This window comes from Eubacterium sp. AF16-48 (assembly GCF_003479405.1).
GTDB lineage: Bacteria > Bacillota > Clostridia > Lachnospirales > Lachnospiraceae > Eubacterium_G > Eubacterium_G segne.
Map to the genome: position 1 here is coordinate 80,321 of NZ_QUHB01000006.1, position 22,498 is coordinate 102,818.

15 protein-coding genes are annotated in these 22,498 nt (G+C 34.4%); 3 read left to right on the forward strand and 12 right to left on the reverse strand.

All coding sequences use genetic code 11. The features are described 5' to 3' along the window. Positions 1–322 precede the first annotated feature (322 nt). From DWW68_RS08245 to DWW68_RS08275, 7 genes are all read right to left on the reverse strand, one after another. Positions 323–721 (reverse strand): immunoglobulin-like domain-containing protein, encoded by a 399-nt coding sequence (locus DWW68_RS08245; RefSeq protein ID WP_158576845.1) that lies wholly within the window; start codon positions 719–721, stop codon positions 323–325. A 124-nt stretch (positions 722–845) separates the two neighbouring features. Next, the gene (locus DWW68_RS08250) at positions 846–1,079 is read right to left on the reverse strand and encodes a hypothetical protein (protein ID WP_118589359.1); all 234 of its coding nucleotides are present in this window, start codon (positions 1,077–1,079) and stop codon (positions 846–848) included. After that, positions 1,060–5,703 (reverse strand): RHS repeat-associated core domain-containing protein, encoded by a 4,644-nt coding sequence (locus DWW68_RS08255; RefSeq protein WP_118589360.1) that lies wholly within the window; start codon positions 5,701–5,703, stop codon positions 1,060–1,062. The genes DWW68_RS08250 and DWW68_RS08255 overlap by 20 nt, the downstream gene beginning before the upstream one ends. A gap of 199 nt (positions 5,704–5,902) precedes the next feature. Next, the gene (locus DWW68_RS08260) at positions 5,903–6,340 is read right to left on the reverse strand and encodes a HEAT repeat domain-containing protein (protein WP_118589361.1); all 438 of its coding nucleotides are present in this window, start codon (positions 6,338–6,340) and stop codon (positions 5,903–5,905) included. A gap of 498 nt (positions 6,341–6,838) precedes the next feature. Next, positions 6,839–7,279, reverse strand: a complete 441-nt coding sequence (locus tag DWW68_RS08265) for an immunoglobulin-like domain-containing protein (protein WP_118589362.1) — start codon at positions 7,277–7,279, stop codon at positions 6,839–6,841. Positions 7,280–7,461: 182 nt separating this feature from the next. Continuing rightward, the gene (locus tag DWW68_RS08270; RefSeq protein ID WP_118589363.1) at positions 7,462–8,079 is read right to left on the reverse strand and encodes a sugar O-acetyltransferase; all 618 of its coding nucleotides are present in this window, start codon (positions 8,077–8,079) and stop codon (positions 7,462–7,464) included. Positions 8,080–8,110: 31 nt separating this feature from the next. After that, the gene (locus DWW68_RS08275; protein ID WP_118589364.1) at positions 8,111–9,775 is read right to left on the reverse strand and encodes an alpha-glucosidase; all 1,665 of its coding nucleotides are present in this window, start codon (positions 9,773–9,775) and stop codon (positions 8,111–8,113) included. Between the two features lie 231 nt (positions 9,776–10,006). Here DWW68_RS08275 and DWW68_RS08280 point away from each other — a divergent pair, with 231 nt between their 5' ends. Both DWW68_RS08280 and DWW68_RS08285 read left to right on the forward strand, forming a co-directional pair. Then, the gene (locus DWW68_RS08280) at positions 10,007–10,945 is read left to right on the forward strand and encodes a glycosyltransferase family 2 protein (protein ID WP_118589365.1); all 939 of its coding nucleotides are present in this window, start codon (positions 10,007–10,009) and stop codon (positions 10,943–10,945) included. A gap of 30 nt (positions 10,946–10,975) precedes the next feature. Beyond that, a complete protein-coding gene (locus DWW68_RS08285; protein WP_118589366.1) occupies positions 10,976–13,660 on the forward strand; it encodes a YfhO family protein in 2,685 nt (894 codons plus the stop codon). A gap of 77 nt (positions 13,661–13,737) precedes the next feature. Here the strand turns inward: DWW68_RS08285 and hcp are convergent, their stop codons facing one another. Further along, complete coding sequence (hcp, locus tag DWW68_RS08290) at positions 13,738–15,321, reverse strand: hydroxylamine reductase (RefSeq protein WP_118589367.1); 1,584 nt, start codon at positions 15,319–15,321, stop codon at positions 13,738–13,740. Between the two features lie 88 nt (positions 15,322–15,409). Here hcp and DWW68_RS08295 point away from each other — a divergent pair, with 88 nt between their 5' ends. Further along, a complete protein-coding gene (locus DWW68_RS08295; protein WP_243053067.1) occupies positions 15,410–16,087 on the forward strand; it encodes a Crp/Fnr family transcriptional regulator in 678 nt (225 codons plus the stop codon). Position 16,088: 1 nt separating this feature from the next. Here DWW68_RS08295 and DWW68_RS08300 read toward each other — a convergent pair whose 3' ends face one another. From DWW68_RS08300 to DWW68_RS08315, 4 genes are read right to left on the reverse strand one after another with little or no spacing between them, the layout of a single operon-like run. After that, entirely contained in the window at positions 16,089–17,075 is a 987-nt protein-coding gene (locus DWW68_RS08300) for a peptidylprolyl isomerase (RefSeq protein WP_118589368.1), read from the reverse strand. Positions 17,076–17,088: 13 nt separating this feature from the next. Then, positions 17,089–17,877, reverse strand: a complete 789-nt coding sequence (locus DWW68_RS08305) for a Cof-type HAD-IIB family hydrolase (RefSeq protein ID WP_158576846.1) — start codon at positions 17,875–17,877, stop codon at positions 17,089–17,091. Positions 17,878–17,906: 29 nt separating this feature from the next. Beyond that, positions 17,907–20,063, reverse strand: a complete 2,157-nt coding sequence (locus DWW68_RS08310) for a fibronectin type III domain-containing protein (protein WP_118589370.1) — start codon at positions 20,061–20,063, stop codon at positions 17,907–17,909. A 36-nt stretch (positions 20,064–20,099) separates the two neighbouring features. Then, positions 20,100–22,493, reverse strand: a complete 2,394-nt coding sequence (locus DWW68_RS08315) for a DNA topoisomerase (ATP-hydrolyzing) (protein ID WP_118589371.1) — start codon at positions 22,491–22,493, stop codon at positions 20,100–20,102. Positions 22,494–22,498 lie beyond the last annotated feature (5 nt).

Genomic DNA, 22,498 nt, shown 5'->3' on the forward strand with positions numbered 1-22,498 from the left:
CAGGACTAATCAGTATCATAATACCGGTAGTCCTGTTTTTTATTATCTTACACTGTATTTTTTTAATCTATATTTTCAATCTTGAAAATATCATGCTTTTCTGTAACCAACATATATATTATCAACTAATGGTTCCATTCATTTCTCCCCATATATAGTTAATTCATCATTTTAAGAATCATCTCTACTGTCTATAAGCCTATCTAAGCCAATCTACTCAATAACATCTACATAGTTTTTAAAATCTATACGTAAAAAGAAAGACCTTAGATAAACTAAGATCTTTCCACCATTTAGTACAATTTAACAACCAACCATTTCACTATTTAATTTTAAATGATTTTGTTTTTACAAACTTAATTTTGTACTTTCCTCCAGACAAATTCTTTCCAAAGAATTTTTTCCATTTTAATTTTACAGTAATGCTTTTACCACTCCTCGCCACTATCGTTTTACAGAACACTGCTTTCTCACTGAATTTCATTCTTTTCCATTTATTCCTTCCATGTTTCTTTAAAACAAACAATTCTGAAAAATAGAAATCTTTTTTCCCATTATTTTTAATCTTAATTTTAATTTGTTTTTTTGTAGCCTTTAATACTTTAACTGTTACTTTCCTGCTACTCGTTGTCATGTTTGTTTTGTCCGACCTAGCATAAACGTTATTTACGTTATATGCATTAAATATTAGAACACTAAACATTATCAATATAACAATCAAAATTTTTTCATTTTATGTTTGCAATATAATTTTTTATACACTACATTCTCCTCTCTTCAAAAAATCAATTTTAACCATTTGCTGCGATTTCTTAGCTCTTTCGAAAAACTTCCACTGCATATTACTAAAAAACAATTGAAACTAAACCAAAGATAATCCCGATTATACATATAAAAATCAATTGATCCCATTCCAAAATATCAATGATAATGTCCGAAAGCATACTGATAAAAGAACAATTTGTTTCTTTTCTGTTCTCTTTTGCTTCCTTTATCGAATTTGAAATTAATATTACTAACAATGAGGTACAGATTATAACAACAATACCCCATATTATCTTATATCTTATTTGCTGCACAAGAAACAAACCTCCTTGCTGCTGTGAACCAACTTTCACCTTTATTTTTTCCAAATGATTTTACAACCATATTAACAACAAAACTTCTCATTTTATAAAAGCACTTGAGTAACTTTATCTCTATACTACTAGCTCCTGCTTTTTGCACCATTCCAACATATTTTTTTATTTTAAGTATATTCCCTCCTGTCATTCCCCATGTCCAAGCAGATAATGCTGCATTTGTTGCACAAATAGCTATACAGGAAACCAAACTATACTTTCTTATTCCCAAACAACATTCTACCTTATAAATAACATATGCAATTAAAGCCCCCATTGCAGCTCCTACTAACCAAGAAGCAATTTTCCCATCTTTATCTATGTATGCAATAGGATTATTATTACAATATTCGTAAATATTATGCCTAAATATTGTTCCAACAGTTACATATACCATATCAACATCATCTGCATTAATAAATCTACCAACCTCTGCATCGTAATACCGACTCTGCAAATAATAAAATCCACTCTCTTCATCCCTGTAATAACTTCTATACGTTATATGATTCAATCCATATGCAGTCTCGTTCCCTTCATAGCATACTGTATTGGTTATATTTCCCCATGCATCATATGCATATGTTGCTATTTCTGCTCCTCTTGCATCCAAAAGCCCGATGACATCTCCCTGGAGATTTTTCTCATAATACACCCTTGTCTTCTTCAGGCTATTGTCCATTTCATTTATCTGGCTGTACTCAAAACCTAGAACTCTATCATTGCTGTCATAAAAGTACCATATATCATATGCCTTTCCCGTCACTTCATATGTCACAGTTTCCCTGATAAGTTTTGTCTCATCCCATTCATAGGTTGTTACTGTATTATCGGTCTTCTTGTATGTTCTTAATCCATTTTCATTATACTCATAAATTATTGTTCTGTCATCTACTGCTTCATCCGTATCATTTCCAAAGGTAATACCCGACAGCTGTCTCCCCCTGCTCCATGTAAATGTCATCCCGTTAAGATAGCTAATAGGATTTCCTGACTGATCATAGATAATTCTCTGTCCATCATAGGATGTTATCTGATCTGGCCACTGTTCATTTGTATATTCAGACTTCAACGTTTTTTTGCTCGACTTCATGATGTTTCCTTCATTGTCAAGTTCATAAATACTTTTTCCCTGAATATTTCCAGTTTCGTTATAATCATACTCATAATATTTTCCATCTGAATAATCTTTTTCCTTTGTCAGTCTTCCATGTGGATCATATGAATATTCATATATAATCTCGCCATTTACAAGTACCTTTGTAATATTTCCTGCTGTATCATAAGTATAATCAAAATCCTTATCTTCCGCATAAATATCAATTCCATAATTGGTCGATGTACTACTATTTACCGTCTGCGTTGTTCTTAAAATATATTTTTCATATGCCTTTGAATATAAATTTTCCTTTACAACATCTCCATCATTTTCCTTACTATATTCGTAAAAATCATTGTTGTACAGTTTTGTCATAGCCAATATATTTTTATCGCTTTTCGTTGTCGTTGTTGTAGATGTGCTATATGTCGCCTCTTCATTCTTTACATTCTTAAACCCATAGGATGTGGATGTCGTTGTTGTAAATGTACCTGCTTTCTCATCCTCGCTTTCCTCTGTCGTTACAGATTTACTAAAACCATCACTTCGAGACACAGACATCGCATCATCCGTATATGTATAACTGTATGTCACCGGGTTTTCTCTGGCCTTTGTATAATCAGAAAATTTTATGATACTTCCATCACTGTTATACTCTGTAACATAACCTAAACTTTCACTTTCCTGTCCTTCACTGTCTGTACTGCAGTAATATGTCTCCATGGCAGATGCTCTTGAGGTTGTGTCATCATCTGCCACCTTATATGCTGTTGTAACAGTCCTGATTTTCTGTCCGTTTCCATAAGTCGTAACATTCTGACTGCTGTTTATAACATCACCCACATTCAGATTCGAAGTATCATCATCTTCTCCTGCATTATTCACTAATTCTGTGTCGGCATAGTTTATTAGTTCCTGACTTCCCACTTTCAGGGAGGTCATGTCTTCCCCATCATAGGACATCGTATATTTTGTCCACTGGTCGCAGATAAAGGTTACATTATTATTTTCATCATAGGTATATGTGATGCATATTGTCTGCGTATGCTTCGGGTCATACTCCTCATCATACTGTTCTATGAGTGCTGTGTTATTTCCTTCTGCATCATAGAAATATTTCATGGTCTTATTTAACGATATATCACCATAATCCACCGATATCTGTTTCACGTCACCACGGTATACATTTGTAATGTATGTATATGATGCACCGTCTTCCGTCTCAGTGTACTGTCTGTCATATTTACCGATATGGACTTCTGCCGCTGCAGCAACAGTCTGCCTTGTATGTCCATTTGTTTTTCTTGGTGTAGAATCACTTCTGTCCGATGTATTATCAAAATCCGAATCCTTAAGCCATGGGTCTGTTCCCTGAACATATTCTTCCAAATCAGTCAGTCCGTCACCATCGCTGTCTTTTCCTTCTTCATTTTTTACTGCCGGGTCTGTTCCAAGGGTGAACACTTCATATCCATCCGGTAAACCATCACCATCCGTATCTGTGTCATATATATTTTCACCATTAGAATCTACTCTCTTGACTTTATTCCAATATGTCTTAAAATCCCATATCTCATATCCATCCTCAAGTCCGTCACCATCCGTATCCCTTGTCACCTGTTCATACGTCGGATCATTGTCTCCATCCTCATTCTTTTCTTTTTCAACATCCATATCAAAAGATATTATATTACTTAATATATCATCTTCTCCCGTAACTGTGGAACTATCTTTTGTTTTCATTATTGCCAGAACTCTGAAATCCGTGTTTTTAATGTCTGATTTCCATTCATATTTATACTCTGTTCCATATGTTATCCCTATTGACTCAAAACTTTTCTGATTTTCTCTTACATAAACCTGATACACATCTGCATTTTCACGTTCTTCCCACTGTAGACTAATACCACTTTTGTTATCATCTTCATAAGTAGCTCCACTTACGTTAAAACATCCATCATACCTGGCATTTATATTTTCAGTGTCACTATAACCAACGTAAAATATTGGTCTTTTTTCCTCAGCCGTACCATAAAATGTTACATAATTTCCCTTTTCATTATTTTCAGCATCAAGTGCAATACCGTATGAGTTAATATTTCCTGCCACTATTTCCCTAACGATATCTGTCATATACAGTGCTATTCTGTCACCATATTCATTGTTTTCGCACACATACTTTCCGTATTCCTTAGTGCCTACACTAGCTTTTGGTTTACCATACATACTTAGAAAGTCACATGCACTTTCTGCGTTTCTAATGCTGATTTCCGGCTCACCCTTGATTTCACATATTACCGGTTCAAATACGGCATAATTTATTTTTTTCCCTTTCAGATTTGAAACAATATCTGAACACCTGATGTATGCTGTCCGGCTGTATCCGTCTGAATCCATTCCCGTATAAAAACGATACGTTCCTGGAATTGCATGTGATTCCTTAGGATTTTCATTATAGGAATTAATATTTGAACTGTTTTTTGATTCCCAATACACTGTAGGATCCACTGTTATCGGATATCTGCTTTCATCATTTAAGTACTCATTTTCCACCGTAAGTCTTATTATATATCCGCTTTCATCTTCCTTTTCCAGTTCCATGCTCACATCATCATACGACCTGTTTCCGTCTGCATCATTTACATACGGTGCAGATATTGATGCCACTACATTTCCGTCTTTTTTGTCAATCAGAACAATGTAATTGTCATCATATTTTATCGGTTCCAGCCCTTTAAAATCATACCTATACTCAAATGTGTTATTTTCAGGCTTTCTGTCTAAAACTATTTCCTCCTTAACCCCATTATTAAGGGAGGTGTACACATATTTTATGTTTTGTATTTCATCAGAGTACTCTGCCTTATCACATTCCTTTGAGGAATTATTTATCTCACTATCATTTGTTAATTTTTTTGTTTGTCCTGCATCATCTGATTTTGTCTTTTCAGTGTATGTCTTTTCATCACTGTTTTCCGATACAGGCGTAAAATTTATGGAATAATTTTCACTGTTCATTATTATGGGATGTTTTTCATCCAACTGTCTTGAAAAGTATTGTCTGCTGTCTCCCTGTGTATTTACATATTGATAATCCCCTGCATCAATGTCATCCTCGTTCCTGCATAACACATTTAACTGTTTTTCATCCGTTCCTGAAAGTTCATTAAGACTGTTATCATATTCCTTCCATCTGCCTTTTTCCTTATATCTGATGTTTTCACCAAAAACCTCCAGTTTTTTTGAGCCATCACTCATGAGATATGTGTTTGTATTTTCCGTTCTTTCTCCTGTGAGTTCCCTGACTTCAGTAATTTTTTCCTTCGCCTTTTTTGCATTACTTTCTGCCTCTTCATTCCGCTGTGCTGCATATATTGAATATGCCATTGTATCCAGGTTAAGACCTGTCACCACTAATGTCACAACCAATATGAGTGATACTACTCTTTTTAACTGTCTCCTGCTCTTTTTGTTTCTTCTCATAACTTATCCTCCATTTCCTTTGTTTACTACTTCAATTTTTCCTTATAATTGAAGTTTCTTTGACGTTACTGTTTTTCCTTTCCACTTTCACCTTATTAAATATATTCTATTTATCTACATTTTATTGTTGGGATTTTAATGTTTCAATAGGTTATGCGCAAACGTATCTGTTTTTTGCGCAAGTGTTGTTTTTATGACTCTAAATTGTTTTTTCATATTTAGCCACATATTTTATAGCTATGTCCCTAATCCATTTTCTAGGATGATCTATATATTTTTGCATTATTTCATACACTTCACTTTTCCTATAGTTACTTAGTGCCCATATTACGTGTCCTTCTATTTCCTCATCTTCTAATAAACTAATTAGGAGGGGAATCTCTGCTTCTTTTTTACTTTCTCCAATAAGAGCCACCACCATTTGTCTGGCTGATGCATACTTTGTTTCTTTTGCAATTTTTTCATACTCATCCATATAATCATAATTTTTCACTCTATAAAGTAAATCACCATACTGCAATAAATTTTCTTCTCCATTAGATTTTTTAAAAGCATCAATTATTAATTGGATTAATTTATCCTGATCATATCCCACTTCAAACAAATCATCTAATAATGTCTCCTTTTCATTTTGCAACTATGCCTTTTGATATAAACTAACAATTTCGTTTATTAAACTTTTATTATTCTTTGCCTTTATCTTTTTCTTATATGTTACGCCATCATATCCCCTCACTACTCCGTATTTCATAAGCAACTAATCATATTCTTTCAATATGCTTCGTTCATCTTTGTATATTTCCTGCCTTCTTTTTTCTAAAAAATCAATTAGTTGATTACTTTTCATACCTGACATCCACTCCTTTTATGACTTTGCCTGTATGTATCTTATAGCCTCAGCGCATTTTCCAGATTTCATCATTTTCTCTGATTAAATTATACACTTAAACTCCACCAACCTAAATATACAATCCCCTTTTTCAATTCATATATGGATATCAGCTAAAGTCAAATGATACAAATTCCAGTTTAACGTATTTTTTTCCCTTCTCTGTCACGATAGAAGTGATTTTTCTCATCTACATATGAAAATAAATTTCCAACATTTAGTACAACTTAATAACTAACCATTTCACTATTTAATTTTAAATGATTTTGTTTTTACAAACTTAATTTTGTACTTTCCTCTAGACAAATTCTTTTCAAAGAATTTTTTCCATTTTAATTTTATAGTAACGCTTTTGCCACTCCTCGCCACTATCGTTTTACAGAACACTGCTTTCTCACTGAATTTCACTTTTTTCCATTTATTCTTTCCATGTTTCTTTAAAACAAACAATTCTGAAAAATAGAAATCTTTTTTCCCATTATTTTTAATCTTAATTTTAATTTGTTTTTTTGTAGCCTTTAATACTTTAACTGTTACTTTCCTGCTACTCGTTGTCATGTTTGTTTTATCCGACCCAGCATAAACGTTATTTACGTTATATGCATTAAATATTAGACCACTAAACATTATCAATATAACAATCAAATATTTTTTCATTTTATGTTTGCAATATAATTTTTTATACATTACGTTCCCCTTTCTTCAAAAAATCAATTGTAACCATTTGATTCGATTTCTTAGCTCTTCTTTTACTATTTCAAATTCATTTTTTAATATAATTTTCTCCAATTAATTATTCCCCTCAATACCATATATTACCGCTCTCATCTGATAAGCCTATTATACCATCCCCCCGAAGTTTTTTCCCACTAAAATAATTCTTTCCTGTATTTTATTGAATCTTTTTCTGTAATTTTCCGTATTACCCTGCATGGATTACCTGCTGCAAACACTCCTTCCGGAATATCTCTGGTAACCACACTTCCTGCTCCAATAATGGCACCTTTTCCTATGGTAACGCCACCACACACTGTTACATTTGATGCAAGCCAGCAACCGTCTTCAATATTAATTGGTGCCGCATATTCTTCATCATATGGTGTGCCATCTTCCATAAACTTAACTTTACGCTCTTCTATTAACATTGGATGAATTGGTGTTGCCAATGTACAGTTAGGCCCCATAAGCACATCATTACCTATAATAACGGGACAACAATCCAAAACAACCAGATTAAAATTAACAAAGCAGTTTGTGCCAAAGACGGTATTTACTCCATAATCAAATTGTATCGGTCCCTGTATAAATGTACCCTTTCCCATATTAGGCAATAATTCTTTTAGAATTTTATCTCTTTTTTCCTCTTCATCCTCATATGTATCGTTATAATCCTTTGACAATCTGTGTGCATTTGAACGTTTCATTGCAAGAACCTTGTCTGATGAATCATATATCATACCTTTAAGCATCTTTTCTTCTTCTGTCATTTTTGCACTCTCCTACGATTTTATTGAATATTTACACCAGCACCACACTTTGGCAGCTTTTCAGTTTTACTTTTCCGTCTTTCATATCCAGGTCTTCCATATTATTAAGTATTACCCGGTACTTTCTGTTCTCAAGCTCTAACACTTTGTCCTGCTTTCCAAAATTAGCTAAAACTACAATCTCACCGCTTTCATTTACACGTTTGTATGCAAATATTTTATCCTCATTTTCAAAAATAGGCTCTGTTATTCCATAAGTTAGAAGTTCCCTGTACTCATCAGATTTTCTAAGAGCAATTAATTTTTTGTAGTAGTTAAGCAGGGAATCTTCCCTGTTTTCCTGGTCTGAAACATTAATGTCTTTATAATTAGGATTTACCTTAAGCCACGGTTTTCCATTAGTAAAACCCGCATTTTCTCCATCACTCCACTGCATTGGAGTCCTTGCATTATCTCTGCTATGCTCGTAACATCCCTTTAATGCCAGTTCCTTTGATACTCCTGCCTGTACAGCCATATTGTACTGGTTAATGGTACTTATATCATCATATTCCTCAATTCCCTTCATAGGACAGTTAGTCATTCCTATTTCCTGTCCCTGATAAATAAAAGGTATTCCTCTTAAAAGAAGATTTACCGTGGCAAGCATTTTTTTGCCCGTTTCATTTTGGGCATAGGATGGAATATACCTGCTTGCTCCTCTTGGCTCATCATGGTTTTCAATAATATTAGCCATAAACCCAACATCTTCACACTCTCTTTGAGAATGAAAAATAACCCTTCTGTAATCCTCAAATGTTATTTTCGGTGCATCGTACCAGCCATGTCCTCCAAAAGCCAGACACTCAGCAGAGAAATCAAACATTGTGGAAAAATGTCCATTGTCCCCAATAAATGCCCTAAGTTCATCTTTTCTCATGTTAAACACTTCAGCTACTGTAAATGCATCATGCTTTTCAAAAGTATTTTTCTTCAAATCTTCCAGCATATCACCTATTCCCGGCACTTTTTCCGCTGCAACACCTGCATGAACAAATCCGTCATCTCCATCTGCCGGCAGACTCTTAAATTGCAAATCTTTTCTTATATTAATAATTGCATCTATTCTAAAACCGGCCAGGCCCTTATCAAGCCACCAGTTAATCATCGAATATAACTCTTCTTTTACCTTTGGATTGTACCAGTTCAAATCCGGCTGTTCCTTGGCAAACAGGTGCAGATAATAGTAATCTGTTCCCTGAACCTTTTCCCATGCACTTCCTCCAAAATAGGAACGGTAATTACACGGCGGCTGACCGTTTTTCCCTTTCCTAAAATAAAAATAATCTCCATACTCTCCTTCAATATCCTGCAATGCTTTTTTAAACCATACATGCTGGTCTGAACAATGATTTATAACCAAATCCATCAAAATGCCAATGTTTCTTTTTTTTGCTTCAGCAATCAGTTCTTCAAAATCCTCCATTGTTCCGAAACGTTCATCTATTTTATAATAATCTGAAATATCGTATCCCTGATCAACTAAAGGTGACTGATATATAGGTGAAATCCATATAATATCAATTCCTAAATCCTTTAAATAATCAAGCTTATTGATAATTCCCCGTATATCTCCGATTCCATCACCATTTGTATCCATAAAACTTTTAGGATAAATCTGATATGCTACCTTGTCATGCCACCACTTCTTTTCCATATAAACTTCCCTTTCTTCCGTTATTTTTTCTAATAAGTTAATTATATTTTTCCTATCAATAATGTCAATACCGCTTTATTGTTTATAATTACCGTGGTTTCATTTTTCTTATTGCTTTCTTTGTTTACAGTGAACAAAATTTATAGTAAAATGTTATTAATTGTGGGCATTTAACTTGCTAATTAAATTGTCCCTATATTAACTTAACTGATTATTTTTACTGGAGGTATTATGAAAACTGTTGAAGTTGTGGTTCCATGCTATAACGAAGAAGCAATGCTTAATATGTTCTACGTGGAATCCGAAAAAATATATAAAACAATAGATGGATATTCGTTTAGTTATATTTTTGTCAATGACGGTAGCCGGGATAAGACTTATCCCATACTGAAAGATTTAGCCGGAAAACATGATAATGTAAAATTTATTTCATTTTCACGTAATTTCGGTAAGGAAGCAGCTATGTATGCCGGGCTCCGCAATACTACTGCTGACTATGTAGTTATAATGGATGCGGACCTGCAGCATCCCCCTGCTTTAGTTCCTGAAATGATAAAGCAGATTGAGGCCGGATATGACTGTTGTGCTGCCCTTCGAACAAGCAGGAAAGGCGAATCAAAAATTAAAAGTTTCTTTTCCGGAATGTTTTACAAATTCAGTAACAGATTTACTGATGTTCAGCTGGTACAAAATGCTGTTGATTTCAGAATAATGAGCCGGCAAATGGTTGACAACATAGTAAAGCTTTCAGAAGTACAGCGTTTTTCAAAGGGTATTTTTGAATGGGTTGGTTTTGAAACCAGCTGGATTCCTTATGAAAATGTGGAACGAATAGCCGGTGAAACCAAATGGAGTTTTAAAAGTCTGTTTAAGTATGCCATAACCGGTATTACTTCTTTTTCCATAACACCGTTAAGATTTCTTACATGTTTTGGTCTTGTAATATCTGTTGTTGCATTTTTGCTTATAGTATTTACCCTTATTAGAAAGTTAGCCTTTGGAATAGACGTTTCAGGTTACGCATCACTGCTTATTGCGGTATTGTTCTTAGGCGGAATCATTGAATTGTCCTTAGGCATTCTTGGCGAGTATATTGCCAATATATATTTAGAGGCAAAAGACAGACCTATATACATTATTCAGGATACAAATATTAAAGAATCAAAATAAAATTATTAATTATAAGGAAGGAGATAAACAATGGAACGTAAGAAAGACTCTAAATTTTCATTTAGTACATGGACCAAAGATAACTGGCTGTATTTCTTAGCTTTTCTTTTGCCGGTACTGTCAATGTTAATTGTTTATTTTTTCAAAGATATCGCACCTTTTGGCGATCAAATGTATTTAAGAAGTGACTGTTACCATCAGTACACACCATATCTGCAGATTTTGCAGGACAAGTTAAGAGGAGGCGGAAGCTTATTTTATACCTGGGAAATCGGTGCCGGTATGAACTTTGTGGCTATAGCCGCCTACTATTTATCAAGTCCTTTTAATCTTTTAACTATTTTATGGCCGGGTAACATGGCTGACTATGTTAGTTTCTTTATAATAGTAAAAATGGGACTTGCAGGTTTTTCAGCTACTTACTATCTTGTAAAAAGATTTAAGACAAAGCATGTTCCTGCTGTTATTTTCGGTATGGTATACGCACTTTCATCTTATTTTGCAGCATTTAGCTGGAACATTATGTGGCTAGACTGTATGTGGCTTTTACCATTTATCATTTTAGGTCTGGACAAACTTGTTACTGAACGAAAATACAAGATGTACTGTATAGCTCTTGCTCTTGGCATTTTTTCCAATTACTATATTGGAATTATGCTTTGTATTTACAGTGTAATTTATTTTGTATATTTAATCTGTGTATCTGATTTCAGTGAAGAAATCGGAAATGTTAAAGGAAGATTATTAGCTTGTAAGGATTTTGCAATATACTCAGTTTTAGGTGGCGGACTTGCTGCCTGCGTAATTTTACCTGAATATTTTAATCTGCTTACAACAAAGTCAGCAGATACATCATTTCCTGATGCCATAGAAGAATATTTTTCAATTCTCTATATGCTTTTCAGGTCTCTTATTTGTATCCCTGTAGCAGACTTAAAGTATCCACATGACCCTAACATTTATTGTACAGTTGCAGTATTTGTTTTAATTCCTCTTTTCTGGTTATGTAAAAAAATCAGCGTTAAAGAGCGTGTTGGAAAAACTGTAATTGCCGTAATTATGCTGTTAAGCTTTAATATTAACATACCTAACTATATCTGGCATGGATTCCATTTTCCAAACAGTCTTCCATGTAGGGAATCTTTCTTATACATTTTCCTTATAGTTACTATGGCATATGAAGCTTTCTTACACATAAAGGAATTTAAGGCCTCCCAGATTATCGGTGCAATGGGTGGTGCCTTAGGACTTATACTTGTCCTTCAGGAATTATTTAAAAACACATCATTCTTTAGCGATTTGGCTGTAGAAACTAATATAAGAAAAATAATATATTTCAGTATGTTGTTTATTGTTATATATGTGATTCTGTATTTCTGTTACAGAAGAAAATCAGATATGAAGGCATTTTTCATTTATCTGCTGGTACTTACTACATTCTGTGAGCTTACCCTTAACTTATGCGTTACAGGTATGGCAAGCACATCCTCAAGGTCTGCATATTACGAAAGTACACAGGCTCATAAACAGTTAAATGAAACAGCTAAAAATAAAGCAGAAAGTGAAGGAGTTAAATTCTACAGAACAGAATCTGCTTCACATTCCACAAGAAATGATGGTGCAAGATTTGATTACGACAGTATTTCAACCTTCTCATCAGTAGCATCAGCTGCTATGCAGGATTATTATAATCAGCTTGGTATGCAGACATCATTTAATGCATATTCATATTACGGACATACACCACTTACTGCTGCTATGTTCTCTGTTAAATATGAATTTACTGACAATACACCTTCTCTTCCAACTAACATGACAGAGATTGGAAGTCAGACATATTCAACAGGCAATAATGCAGCCTCAACTGTTCATTTATATGAGTACAATAATACTCTTCCTCTTGGATTTATGGTAAATATGAGCACTGAGGCAAACTGGAATAAAGAGACGGGAAATCCATTTACAACACAGAACAGTTTTGTAAAAACTGCAATTGATAGTGATGCTAATATTTTCCATCAATTACAGACAACTGACACTGTTGGAACATTTACTGCTAAATATCAGTTAGAGGAAGATGATAATTACAAACCGTCAGGAGATGCTGCAACATACGATGTTTACTTCTACTGTGTAACTTCTTCTGAAACTCTTACTGTGAATATTACTAATGGAAGCATAACAGATGACAATTCTACAACAAAGACATTCTCATCTACTAATCAGAATTATATCTGTCATGTTGGTAATGTATCTGCCGGCTCAACTATAACAGTAACAGCCAGCGACGGACAGGCTCTAACCACATGTTATGCATATGCTTTTGATAATGATGCGTGGGAAGCAGCTTATAAGCTTTTAAACGAAAATCCTTATACTGTTGAGTCCTATTCTGATACAAAGATTACAGGTAAGGTTACAGCTAAGAAACAGGGCATTATGTACACATCCATTCCATATGATAAAGGATGGGATGTATATGTTGATGGTGTAAAATCAAAGACTACATCTATTTGTTCAGGAGCCCTTACAGGTGTTCTTGTAGAAGCAGGCACTCACGAAATTACCTTTAAATATACTCCTAAGGGATTAATTCCGGGTATTGTTATTACGATTATTTGTCTTTTAATTTTCCTTGGAATAATCTATAAGGACAATATTATAAACTTAATTTCTAACAAATCAAAGGATAAAAAGGTTACTGCTAAGAAGTAACACAATCATAAAAAATAGCGACTGCTAATTAATGCAGCCGCTATTTTTTATGGGGTTAAATCCGTATCAGATAGGATTTACTTATTTAAAATTTTCTTTAAATCCTCCTCCGGTGTAGTTATTGGAGATATATTATAATTATCCACTAATATTTTAAGCACATTTGGTGATATAAAAGCCGGCAATGTTGGTCCTAAATATATATCCTTTATTCCTAAATAAAGTAAAGTTAAAAGAATACATACTGCCTTTTGCTCGTACCATGAAAGCACCATGGACAATGGCAATTCATTTACCTCACACTGGAAAGCCTCTGCTAATGCTATTGCCACCTTAATGGCAGAATAAGCATCATTACACTGTCCCATATCCATTATTCTTGGAAGTCCCTCTATATCACCTAAATCTAAGTCATTGAATCTGTACTTTCCACAGGCTAATGTTAAAATAATAGAATCCTTTGGAGTCTGCTTTACAAAATCCGTGTAATAGTTTCTTCCTACCCTGGCACCATCACAACCGCCAACTAAGAAGAAATGACTGATTTTTCCCGTCTTTACGCCATCAATTACTTTATCTGCTACTGACAACACTGTTCCATGGGCAAATCCTGTTGTCACATACTCCCCACCGTTAATACCTGTAAGCTTTTTATCCTCTTCATATCCTCCAAGTTCTAAAGCTTTATTAATTACCGGTGTGAAATCCTTATCCTCACCTATATGCACCATTTCCGGATAAGATACAACCTCTGTAGTAAATACTCTGTCACTATAGCTTTCCTTAACAGGCATAAGGCAATTAGTTGTAAACAACACAGGACCTTTAATATTGTCAAATTCTTTTTGCTGGTTCTGCCATGCAGTTCCGAAATTCCCCTTTAAATGGCTGTATTTTTTAAGCTCCGGATAACCATGTGCCGGGAGCATTTCTCCGTGAGTGTAAATATTTATGCCTTTACCTTCTGTCTGTTTAAGTAGCAATTCCAAATCCTTTAAATCATGGCCTGATATTACAATAAATGGTCCCTTCTCTATGGTAAGAGGCACCTTAGTAGGTGTTGGGATACCATAGGCGTCTGTATTTGCCCTATCTAATAACTCCATACACTTTAAATTAACTTCTCCAACCTTAAGGACTGTTTCAAGTAACTTGTCACTACTTAAATCATAGCTTATAACTGATAATGCCCTGTAGAAAAATTCATTCACTTCACTATCTTCATATCCTAACACTAAGCCATGATATGCATAGGCAGCCATTCCCCTTATTCCAAACAAAATAAGAGATTTAAGAGAACGAATATCCTCATCACTAGTCCAAAGGTCATCCATGTTGTAATCATCTGTATTATCACATCTTGAAATACATTCTGCACATCCCGGTGCAATTTTTTCCTTTTCCCTATGAACTTTTTCTATCATTTCCTCTAATGTATTATCATTAAAATTTACATTAGTAACTGTGGTAAACAAACCTTCAATAATAATTCTGTCAGTATTTTCTGTCTTTTGGTTGTTCCCACAAGCCTTTGCTAACCCAATCAGGGCTCCTGTAAGTTTGTCCTGTAAATTAGCTGTATTTGCTGTTTTACCACAAACCCCTACATTTTTTGTACATCCGCTGCATCCCGCAGTCTGCTCACACTGAAAACAAAACATTTTCCATTCTCCTCTCTTGAATTTACAATGAAATTATATTAGAATGGCAATAATTAATCGGTGGTTATAACCACGGAAATGAGGAATTATGAAAAAAAACATAATGAAAATTTTGGAAAATTTGGAAATGCCAGTTTTCAAAAACATAGATAATGAAGATTTAGTATACCTTAAATCTATTAATGCTTTCCACATTGAGAAATATAAAAGAAATAATATAATTTTTCACACCGGAGAAATAATTCATGAAATAGGAATTGTAATTAGTGGAAATGTTATTATAGAAAATAATGATTTATGGGGAAATAAAACCATCTTAAGTATTGTTACATCGGGGCAGGTCTTTGGTGAGTCATACGCCTATAGCCATTTACCTTTAATGGTAAATACCGTAGCCGCAGACTCTGCCACTATTTTATTTTTCGACTTAAATATCCTTGACAATCCCATATATTCTAACTGTTCATGGCAGGACAAAATTATTAGAAATCTTTTAAGAATTGCCACAAGAAAGAATATTATTTTATCAAACAGAAGCTTTTGCACTGCTCCAAAAACCATTCGCGGAAGGCTATCTATATACTTTTCAGGTCAGTCTACCATTAATAATAGTAATGAATTTGATATTCCCTTTAACAGGCAGCAAATGGCTGACTTTTTAAACTTAGACAGAAGTGCCTTATCAAAGGAGCTTTGCAAAATGCGCAATGAAGGATTAATTGATTTTAACAAAAATCACTTCATAATTTATAATATAGATAATTAATCTACAGGCTTGGAAGCTCTATTTTCTTCCATTGTTTATCATTGAACTGATTTTTAGATCCGTCTATAAATTTACTGTATTGTTCATTAAAAACTGCTTCCTTTGCCTTTTCAACCATATCCTTTTTATTCTCTGTTGTCTTGTCCTTAATATAATTGTTGACACAGTACACCAGATAATAGCTGTCTCCATCTTCTATAATATCACTGATCTTTCCCTTTGTAAGGTTGAATGCTTCCGTTTCATACTTAAGAGTAGCCTCACCCTTCTTTATGTCTTTTTCCACTGTGCTATCAACGCTATACTGCTTTGCTTCACGGGAAAACTCCTGATAGCCCCCTTCAACCACACTTTTTACTTCATTTAATGTAGATTTAATTTTTGAAACCTTTGTTTTAGATGAATCCATTTTTATGTATTGAATTTTAATAACTCTTGCGTCTTCCTCGCTAATGTCATCTCCTACATGTTCAGTAATACCTGAATATACTTTTTCAGCCAATTTGTATTTTTCGCACAAATTCTCCACATCAGCTTCTTTTGCATCGGTATAATCCTTTTCTGAATCTGTCATAGCCTTATAATACTGTGATGCCTGCTTACTCACCTCAGTTTTTTCAGTATCTGAAAGGGTAACATTATTCTTCTTTGCCATAGCTGCCAATGCATATTTAACAGTTATACTCTCTTTTACCTTATCCTTTACAAACTCCTCTAATGTCTTATGGTCACTTATTTTATTTTTCCAGTCAACGCTGCCACCAAAATCCTTTGCATATTGTTTTGCAGTATCAAGAAGACAAATCATATACTCTGACTTGCTGCAAACTAACTCATCTATTTTAAACATCTGATTTGACTTAAGTCCTGTAATATTTCCAATTATCGGTGTATTATCACCTATACTGCATCCGGTAAAATTAAGTACCGAACATGCCATAACCAGACTTATAGCCATACATTTTATTCCAATCTGTTTTTTTCTCATTATATCCTCCGGCTTACATTCTCATTACATCTTCTAAAATAGTATTTACATTTTCAGTAATATGCTTAGCCGCTCTTTTAACCTCGGCATCAGACCATTGCATTGCATAACTGTAAAAACAATGCTCAAACATATCTATATCACTATATCCACCGCCAAAAATCACTGTATCTTCCTGAGATATATTAAATACATGCTGTAAAAGGGCAATTGCCATTCCCTTTGTAACATATTCTCCGGTTATATACATTTGTTCAGGACTTGAAATGGAAACATGAGCCTTACCTGCCCATTTATTATAAAAATATTCATATGTTTCCCCATCAAATCCATCTCTGGCACAAATTGTTATTTTATTTACATCTCCGTTAAGCTCTTTAGTGTCTCTTATGTACTCCGGCTCAACTCCCATGTTTTTAAGATAATTAATAAAATCAATATCATGGGTGTTAGTCATTGCCCCCCGTTCATCTGAAAATAGCAGTTTAAAACGCCTTATAAATTTATCATTTTTTTCAATTTCAGACACAACTTCCATACATACTAACCTGTCAATAGGTGTCTTGCTAATCACCTTGTCCTGATAAATCACCACACCACCGTCATTACATATATAAACAATGTCATTTTTTACACTTCCAAATAAAGATTTAACTGCATCATAATTTCTGCCTGTTGCCACGGCAAACTTGACACCATTGGCATTAAGTTCAGATATTAATTCAATTGTTCTATCATCAATTTTGTTCTTATTTTCATATAATAACGTATTCTCTAATCCGCAAACTATAAAATTAATCATTACTGCCTCCTGCTGAGTAATTTTATACATTATTTCTTTATAGACTTAACCTTTGATTTATTTCCATAAATCACCTGTCCTGACGCTTTTTTATAAGCAGCAACCTTATAATAATATGTTTTGCCGCCCTTTACTTTCTTATTGGTATATGTAAATCTCTTATTTCCATATACCTTACCTACCTGTACATATTCTCCTGTCTTTTTATTACTCCTGTATATTTTATATCCACCGGCTCCATCTATTCTCTTCCATGTTAGTTCAACACTGCTTCCTACTGATTTAATGGATGTAATGGAAACTCTTGAAGGTATCGGTATTGCATTAACAGCTTCTGAAACGGCACTTTTTACTTTTGTTCCGTTTGCAGCCAGTCTGTATGCCTTAACCTTGTATGAATATTCTGTTCCTGTAGTAAGTCCACTGTCTGTATATGAAGATACCGGACTTTCTATTATTTTTTTCAGGGTATACTTACCTTTAGAATTTCTTCTGTAAACTATATATCCTGCAACTCCTTCTTCTTTCTTCCATGATATTTTAACAGAATTATAATTAGCTGAAGCCGCCTTTGCCACAGGTCTTTTAGGCTTTGCAACTGTAGTGGTACCACCTACTTTAACTGATACGGCACTCATACTTCCTGAGCCTAAAAATGCCCTTATTGTAACACTTCCTGCTTTAACACCTGTTACATTTCCTGAATTATCAACAGTTGCTATTGCCGGATTATCTGACATATAGTATATTGTTTCGCCTTTACTTACACTAACCGGTAATTTATATTTGCTTCCCACTGCTATACTATATTCGTCAGATAAACTTACATAGGTTGCTGCTAAATATCCCGAATAACTTTTACCGTTTTTTACAAGTGATACCTTATACCAGTAAGGATTACTAAGCCATGCTGTACCATAAGACACGTTTGTCATACAACCACCTGATACTGACACCTTATCTCCCTTAGATAAAGTAATTACCTTAGCTGAATTAGTTCCCGGTTTTTTTCTTAAGTTTACTGAAGCAATTGTTTCCCCTGACTTTGAGGAAGCTCCCAATCTTACTGTACTGTTTTCTCCCGGCATATTTTTAAAATACGGAATAACAAAGGTCTTTGCAAGAGAAGCTATTCCCAAATCATTGTATGCCTCTGAAGTATATGCTGCCTCTGATGCTGCACCGTAAACATTTGTCATGTACTGGTGAGTATATAATGCATACTTTGAACTTTTGTTTACATTAAATCGCTGATAATATGTAGTGTTCTGTCCACAATTTATGTACTTTTCACCTATATACGATGCACCGCCTATAATGGATTTTCCCGGCTTAGTCCAAGGTCTGTTATAAGTTTTATCCTTTCTGTTACTTGCCCATGCCAATCCGTTTGCTATAGGATTAGCACTGGAATAAGCTCCTATATTGTAGAAATTATATATTCCGGTGTATGTCTTTGAATACTGACCTGATACACTTCCACTGGCTCCCATTCCTGCATATTTTGCGTTCTTTTTTGTTCCTACTTCCTGAAGGATTCTTGATGCAATATAATATGCACTTACATCAGCTTTTTTTGCAGCTTCTAATATCTTACTGGAAAAAAGTGTATTGCTTGCCTTATATTTTCCTGCTGTAGTTATGTAACCAATATTAGTTTTATACATAAAAGAACCATCTAATATAGCCTCAACACCTGCCTGGGTCTGAGTAGCACTATCATAGGACAACTGCTCAAACATATATATATGTTCAGCATCTAAAAAATTCCTTGGATCTATGAAATACGCAATGGTGTTTTTTGAAGCCGAAACCCAGTTTCCTCCATCTTTAGGAATATATTTACCTGTTGATGCATTGTAATCTCCCGAAGCATTTGACTTAAGGAATTTACTGTAGGCATTTTCAATAAGACTTTTATTATCCTTGTATTCTTCTGAAACTGCCGTATCAAAATTTATTCCTGTATTATAAGGTACAAATTTCCACTTTGGATATTTGCTATGTAATGCACGAAGGTACGGCTTATAGCTATCCGGAAATTTACTTATACTTTTTTCAAATGCCGTAGCTGCACTTACAGTTTCACTTTCCGCTTCAAAAGTCGTACACAAAGTAGCAACCATAGCAACTACCATGATTATGGAAATAACAATATTTAATAATCTATTCTTATGTACTCTCATAATACCTCTCTAACTGTCCTAACTAAAAGACACTTACTAGCGTCTTACTTTTACTCCCTTGGTTCCTCGTTTTCCAATTTTTAACTTTCTCAAATCCACCTGTTTTCCTTTATATTCTACCACTTCATTATCGCCTACATCAAGAAGGTAAACATTGGAAACATAATCATTTGCATTAAGTTTTATACCTTTAACGCCTAATGTGGATTTTTTCATTTCAGGGACTTCCTTAATTGGAAATCTTAAGAATATGCCTTCCTCTGTCTGTATCACAAGAATTTCTCTTGTGTATCTAAGCTCAGTTTCCACAGGCACATCCACCATATTGTCCATCTGACCAAATTCCATCTGCTCGTAATCTAATGATTCAAAGTCATCTGAACCACCTGAAAGCATAACAGGCATTTCAAAGTCATCCGGTACCGCTTCTCTTTCTGATACTCTTGTAATCTTTACAGACACAAGTTCATCATCTTTTCCAAGCTTTGTGGCAGCCATTGTCCTTCTGTTAGTTTCAAATTCACTTCCATCTACTAACTTAATCATTCCAAGTTTTGTGGTAAATAATAGCTTTTTGTCTTTTATCATATTAGAGGACATTAAAGCAACAATGCTTTCTCCCTCACTGCTGTAATTTCCCAGATTGTCAATAGGTACACCTTTTTCCCTGACTTTTTTAGTTGGAATTTTTGCTACCTTAATCTGATGAACATTTCCATTATCCGTAAAAATACAAATCGTATCAGTGTTCATACAGTTAAAATAATATTTGTTATCTGTAGTTACTGACCCCCTGTTTCTGTCAAATGCTGCCGGATCAAGTAATTTGGCATAACCGAACTTGTCCTGAACAAAAACTACTTCCTGCTCTACAAAGGCATTTTCATCAAAAACAGCTTCCCTTCCATCTTCAATTAATGTACGTCTCTCAACGTCATATTCCTTCTTAATTTTTTGAAGATCCTTTTTGATAGTCTTAGTCATTACCTTTCTGCTACCAAGAATATCCTCATATTCACCGATTTTATTGACCAACTCTTCATATTCCTTCTGGAGAGCCATAATTTCAAGACCAATAAGTTTTGATAATCTAAGGTCTAAAATAGCCTGAGCCTGTCTTTCGGTAAAGCATAAATTTCCTGCAAGTATTTCAGATTCCGGATGCTTAAATTTAATCCCCTCTGTTTTTCCCGTAACAAGACATTCCTTAACCTGCTTCTGGCTTTGGCATCCTCTTATTATTTCTATTATTAAATCAATAATATTAGTTGCCTTTATAAGACCTTCCTTAATTTCCTTCTGCTCTAATGCCTTATTAAGTAATGTGGTATACTTTCTTGTAGCCAAATCATACTGGAAATCCACATTGTACTTTATAATGCTTCTAAGTCCCATTACTTCAGGTCTTCCATCGGCAATGGCTAGCATATTCACACCAAAGGTGTCCTCTAACTTAGTTTTTTTGTACAGCATGTTTTTTAATTTTTCAACATCTGCACCTTTTTTCAGTTCAAGGATAATTCTCATGCCGTTTTTGTCAGAGGCGTTGGAAATATCCACTATATCCGTTGTCTTTTTTGTTTCAACTAAATCAATAACATCTGATATAAACTTGCTGATTCCTGTTCCAATCATGGTATATGGAATTTCCGTTACCACAAGTCTGTCTTTTTCCCTGCCTTTTCCTTTTTCATAAACGAGCTTTCCACGTAATTTTAATTTACCTACACCTGTTTTATAAATATCTAAAAGGTCTGACTTATTAGCTACAATGCCCCCTGTTGGGAAATCAGGTCCCGGCATTATATTTAAAAGCTGTTCAGTGGTAATATCATTATTATCCATATAGGCAATAACTGCATCAATAACTTCCCCTAAATTATGGGTAGGAATGTTAGTTGCCATACCTACTGCAATACCCTCGGCACCATTTACCAAAAGGTTTGGAACTCTTACAGGTAAAACCACCGGTTCCTTCTCTGTTTCATCAAAGTTTGGCATAAAATCAACAATGTCTTTATCAAGGTCAGCTAAATACACATCCTGTGTAAACTTCTTTAGCTTTGCCTCTGTGTAACGCATTGCCGCAGCGCCGTCTCCTTCTATGGAGCCGAAATTACCATGACCGTCTACTAACGCCATGCCTTTTTTAAAATCCTGAGCCAAAACTACAAGAGTTTCGTATATGGAGCTGTCACCATGAGGATGATATTTACCCATGGTATCACCTACTATACGTGCTGACTTTCTGTGAGGCTTATCATAATTTAACCCCAGCTCATCCATGGCATAAAGCACACGTCTTTGTACCGGCTTTAGTCCGTCTCTGGCATCCGGAAGGGCTCTTGCACAAATTACACTCATTGCATAATCGATGTAACTTTTCTGCATTATTTCCGAATACTCTGTTTTTATTATCTGTTCAGCCATAATAT

Bases quoted from the DNA above. Each gene is read 5' to 3' on its own strand.
- DWW68_RS08285 (WP_118589366.1), top strand. From the start codon at position 10,976: ATGGAACGTAAGAAAGACTCTAAATTTTCATTTAGTACATGGACCAAA.
- DWW68_RS08255 (WP_118589360.1), bottom strand. From the start codon at position 5,703: ATGAGAAGAAACAAAAAGAGCAGGAGACAGTTAAAAAGAGTAGTATCA.
- DWW68_RS08270 (WP_118589363.1), bottom strand. From the start codon at position 8,079: ATGACAGAAGAAGAAAAGATGCTTAAAGGTATGATATATGATTCATCA.
- DWW68_RS08300 (WP_118589368.1), bottom strand. From the start codon at position 17,075: ATGAGAAAAAAACAGATTGGAATAAAATGTATGGCTATAAGTCTGGTT.
- hcp (WP_118589367.1), bottom strand. From the start codon at position 15,321: ATGTTTTGTTTTCAGTGTGAGCAGACTGCGGGATGCAGCGGATGTACA.
- DWW68_RS08280 (WP_118589365.1), top strand. From the start codon at position 10,007: ATGAAAACTGTTGAAGTTGTGGTTCCATGCTATAACGAAGAAGCAATG.
- DWW68_RS08305 (WP_158576846.1), bottom strand. From the start codon at position 17,877: ATGATTAATTTTATAGTTTGCGGATTAGAGAATACGTTATTATATGAA.
- DWW68_RS08310 (WP_118589370.1), bottom strand. From the start codon at position 20,063: ATGAGAGTACATAAGAATAGATTATTAAATATTGTTATTTCCATAATC.
- DWW68_RS08265 (WP_118589362.1), bottom strand. From the start codon at position 7,279: ATGTATAAAAAATTATATTGCAAACATAAAATGAAAAAATATTTGATT.
- DWW68_RS08295 (WP_243053067.1), top strand. From the start codon at position 15,410: ATGAAAAAAAACATAATGAAAATTTTGGAAAATTTGGAAATGCCAGTT.
- DWW68_RS08315 (WP_118589371.1), bottom strand. From the start codon at position 22,493: ATGGCTGAACAGATAATAAAAACAGAGTATTCGGAAATAATGCAGAAA.
- DWW68_RS08275 (WP_118589364.1), bottom strand. From the start codon at position 9,775: ATGGAAAAGAAGTGGTGGCATGACAAGGTAGCATATCAGATTTATCCT.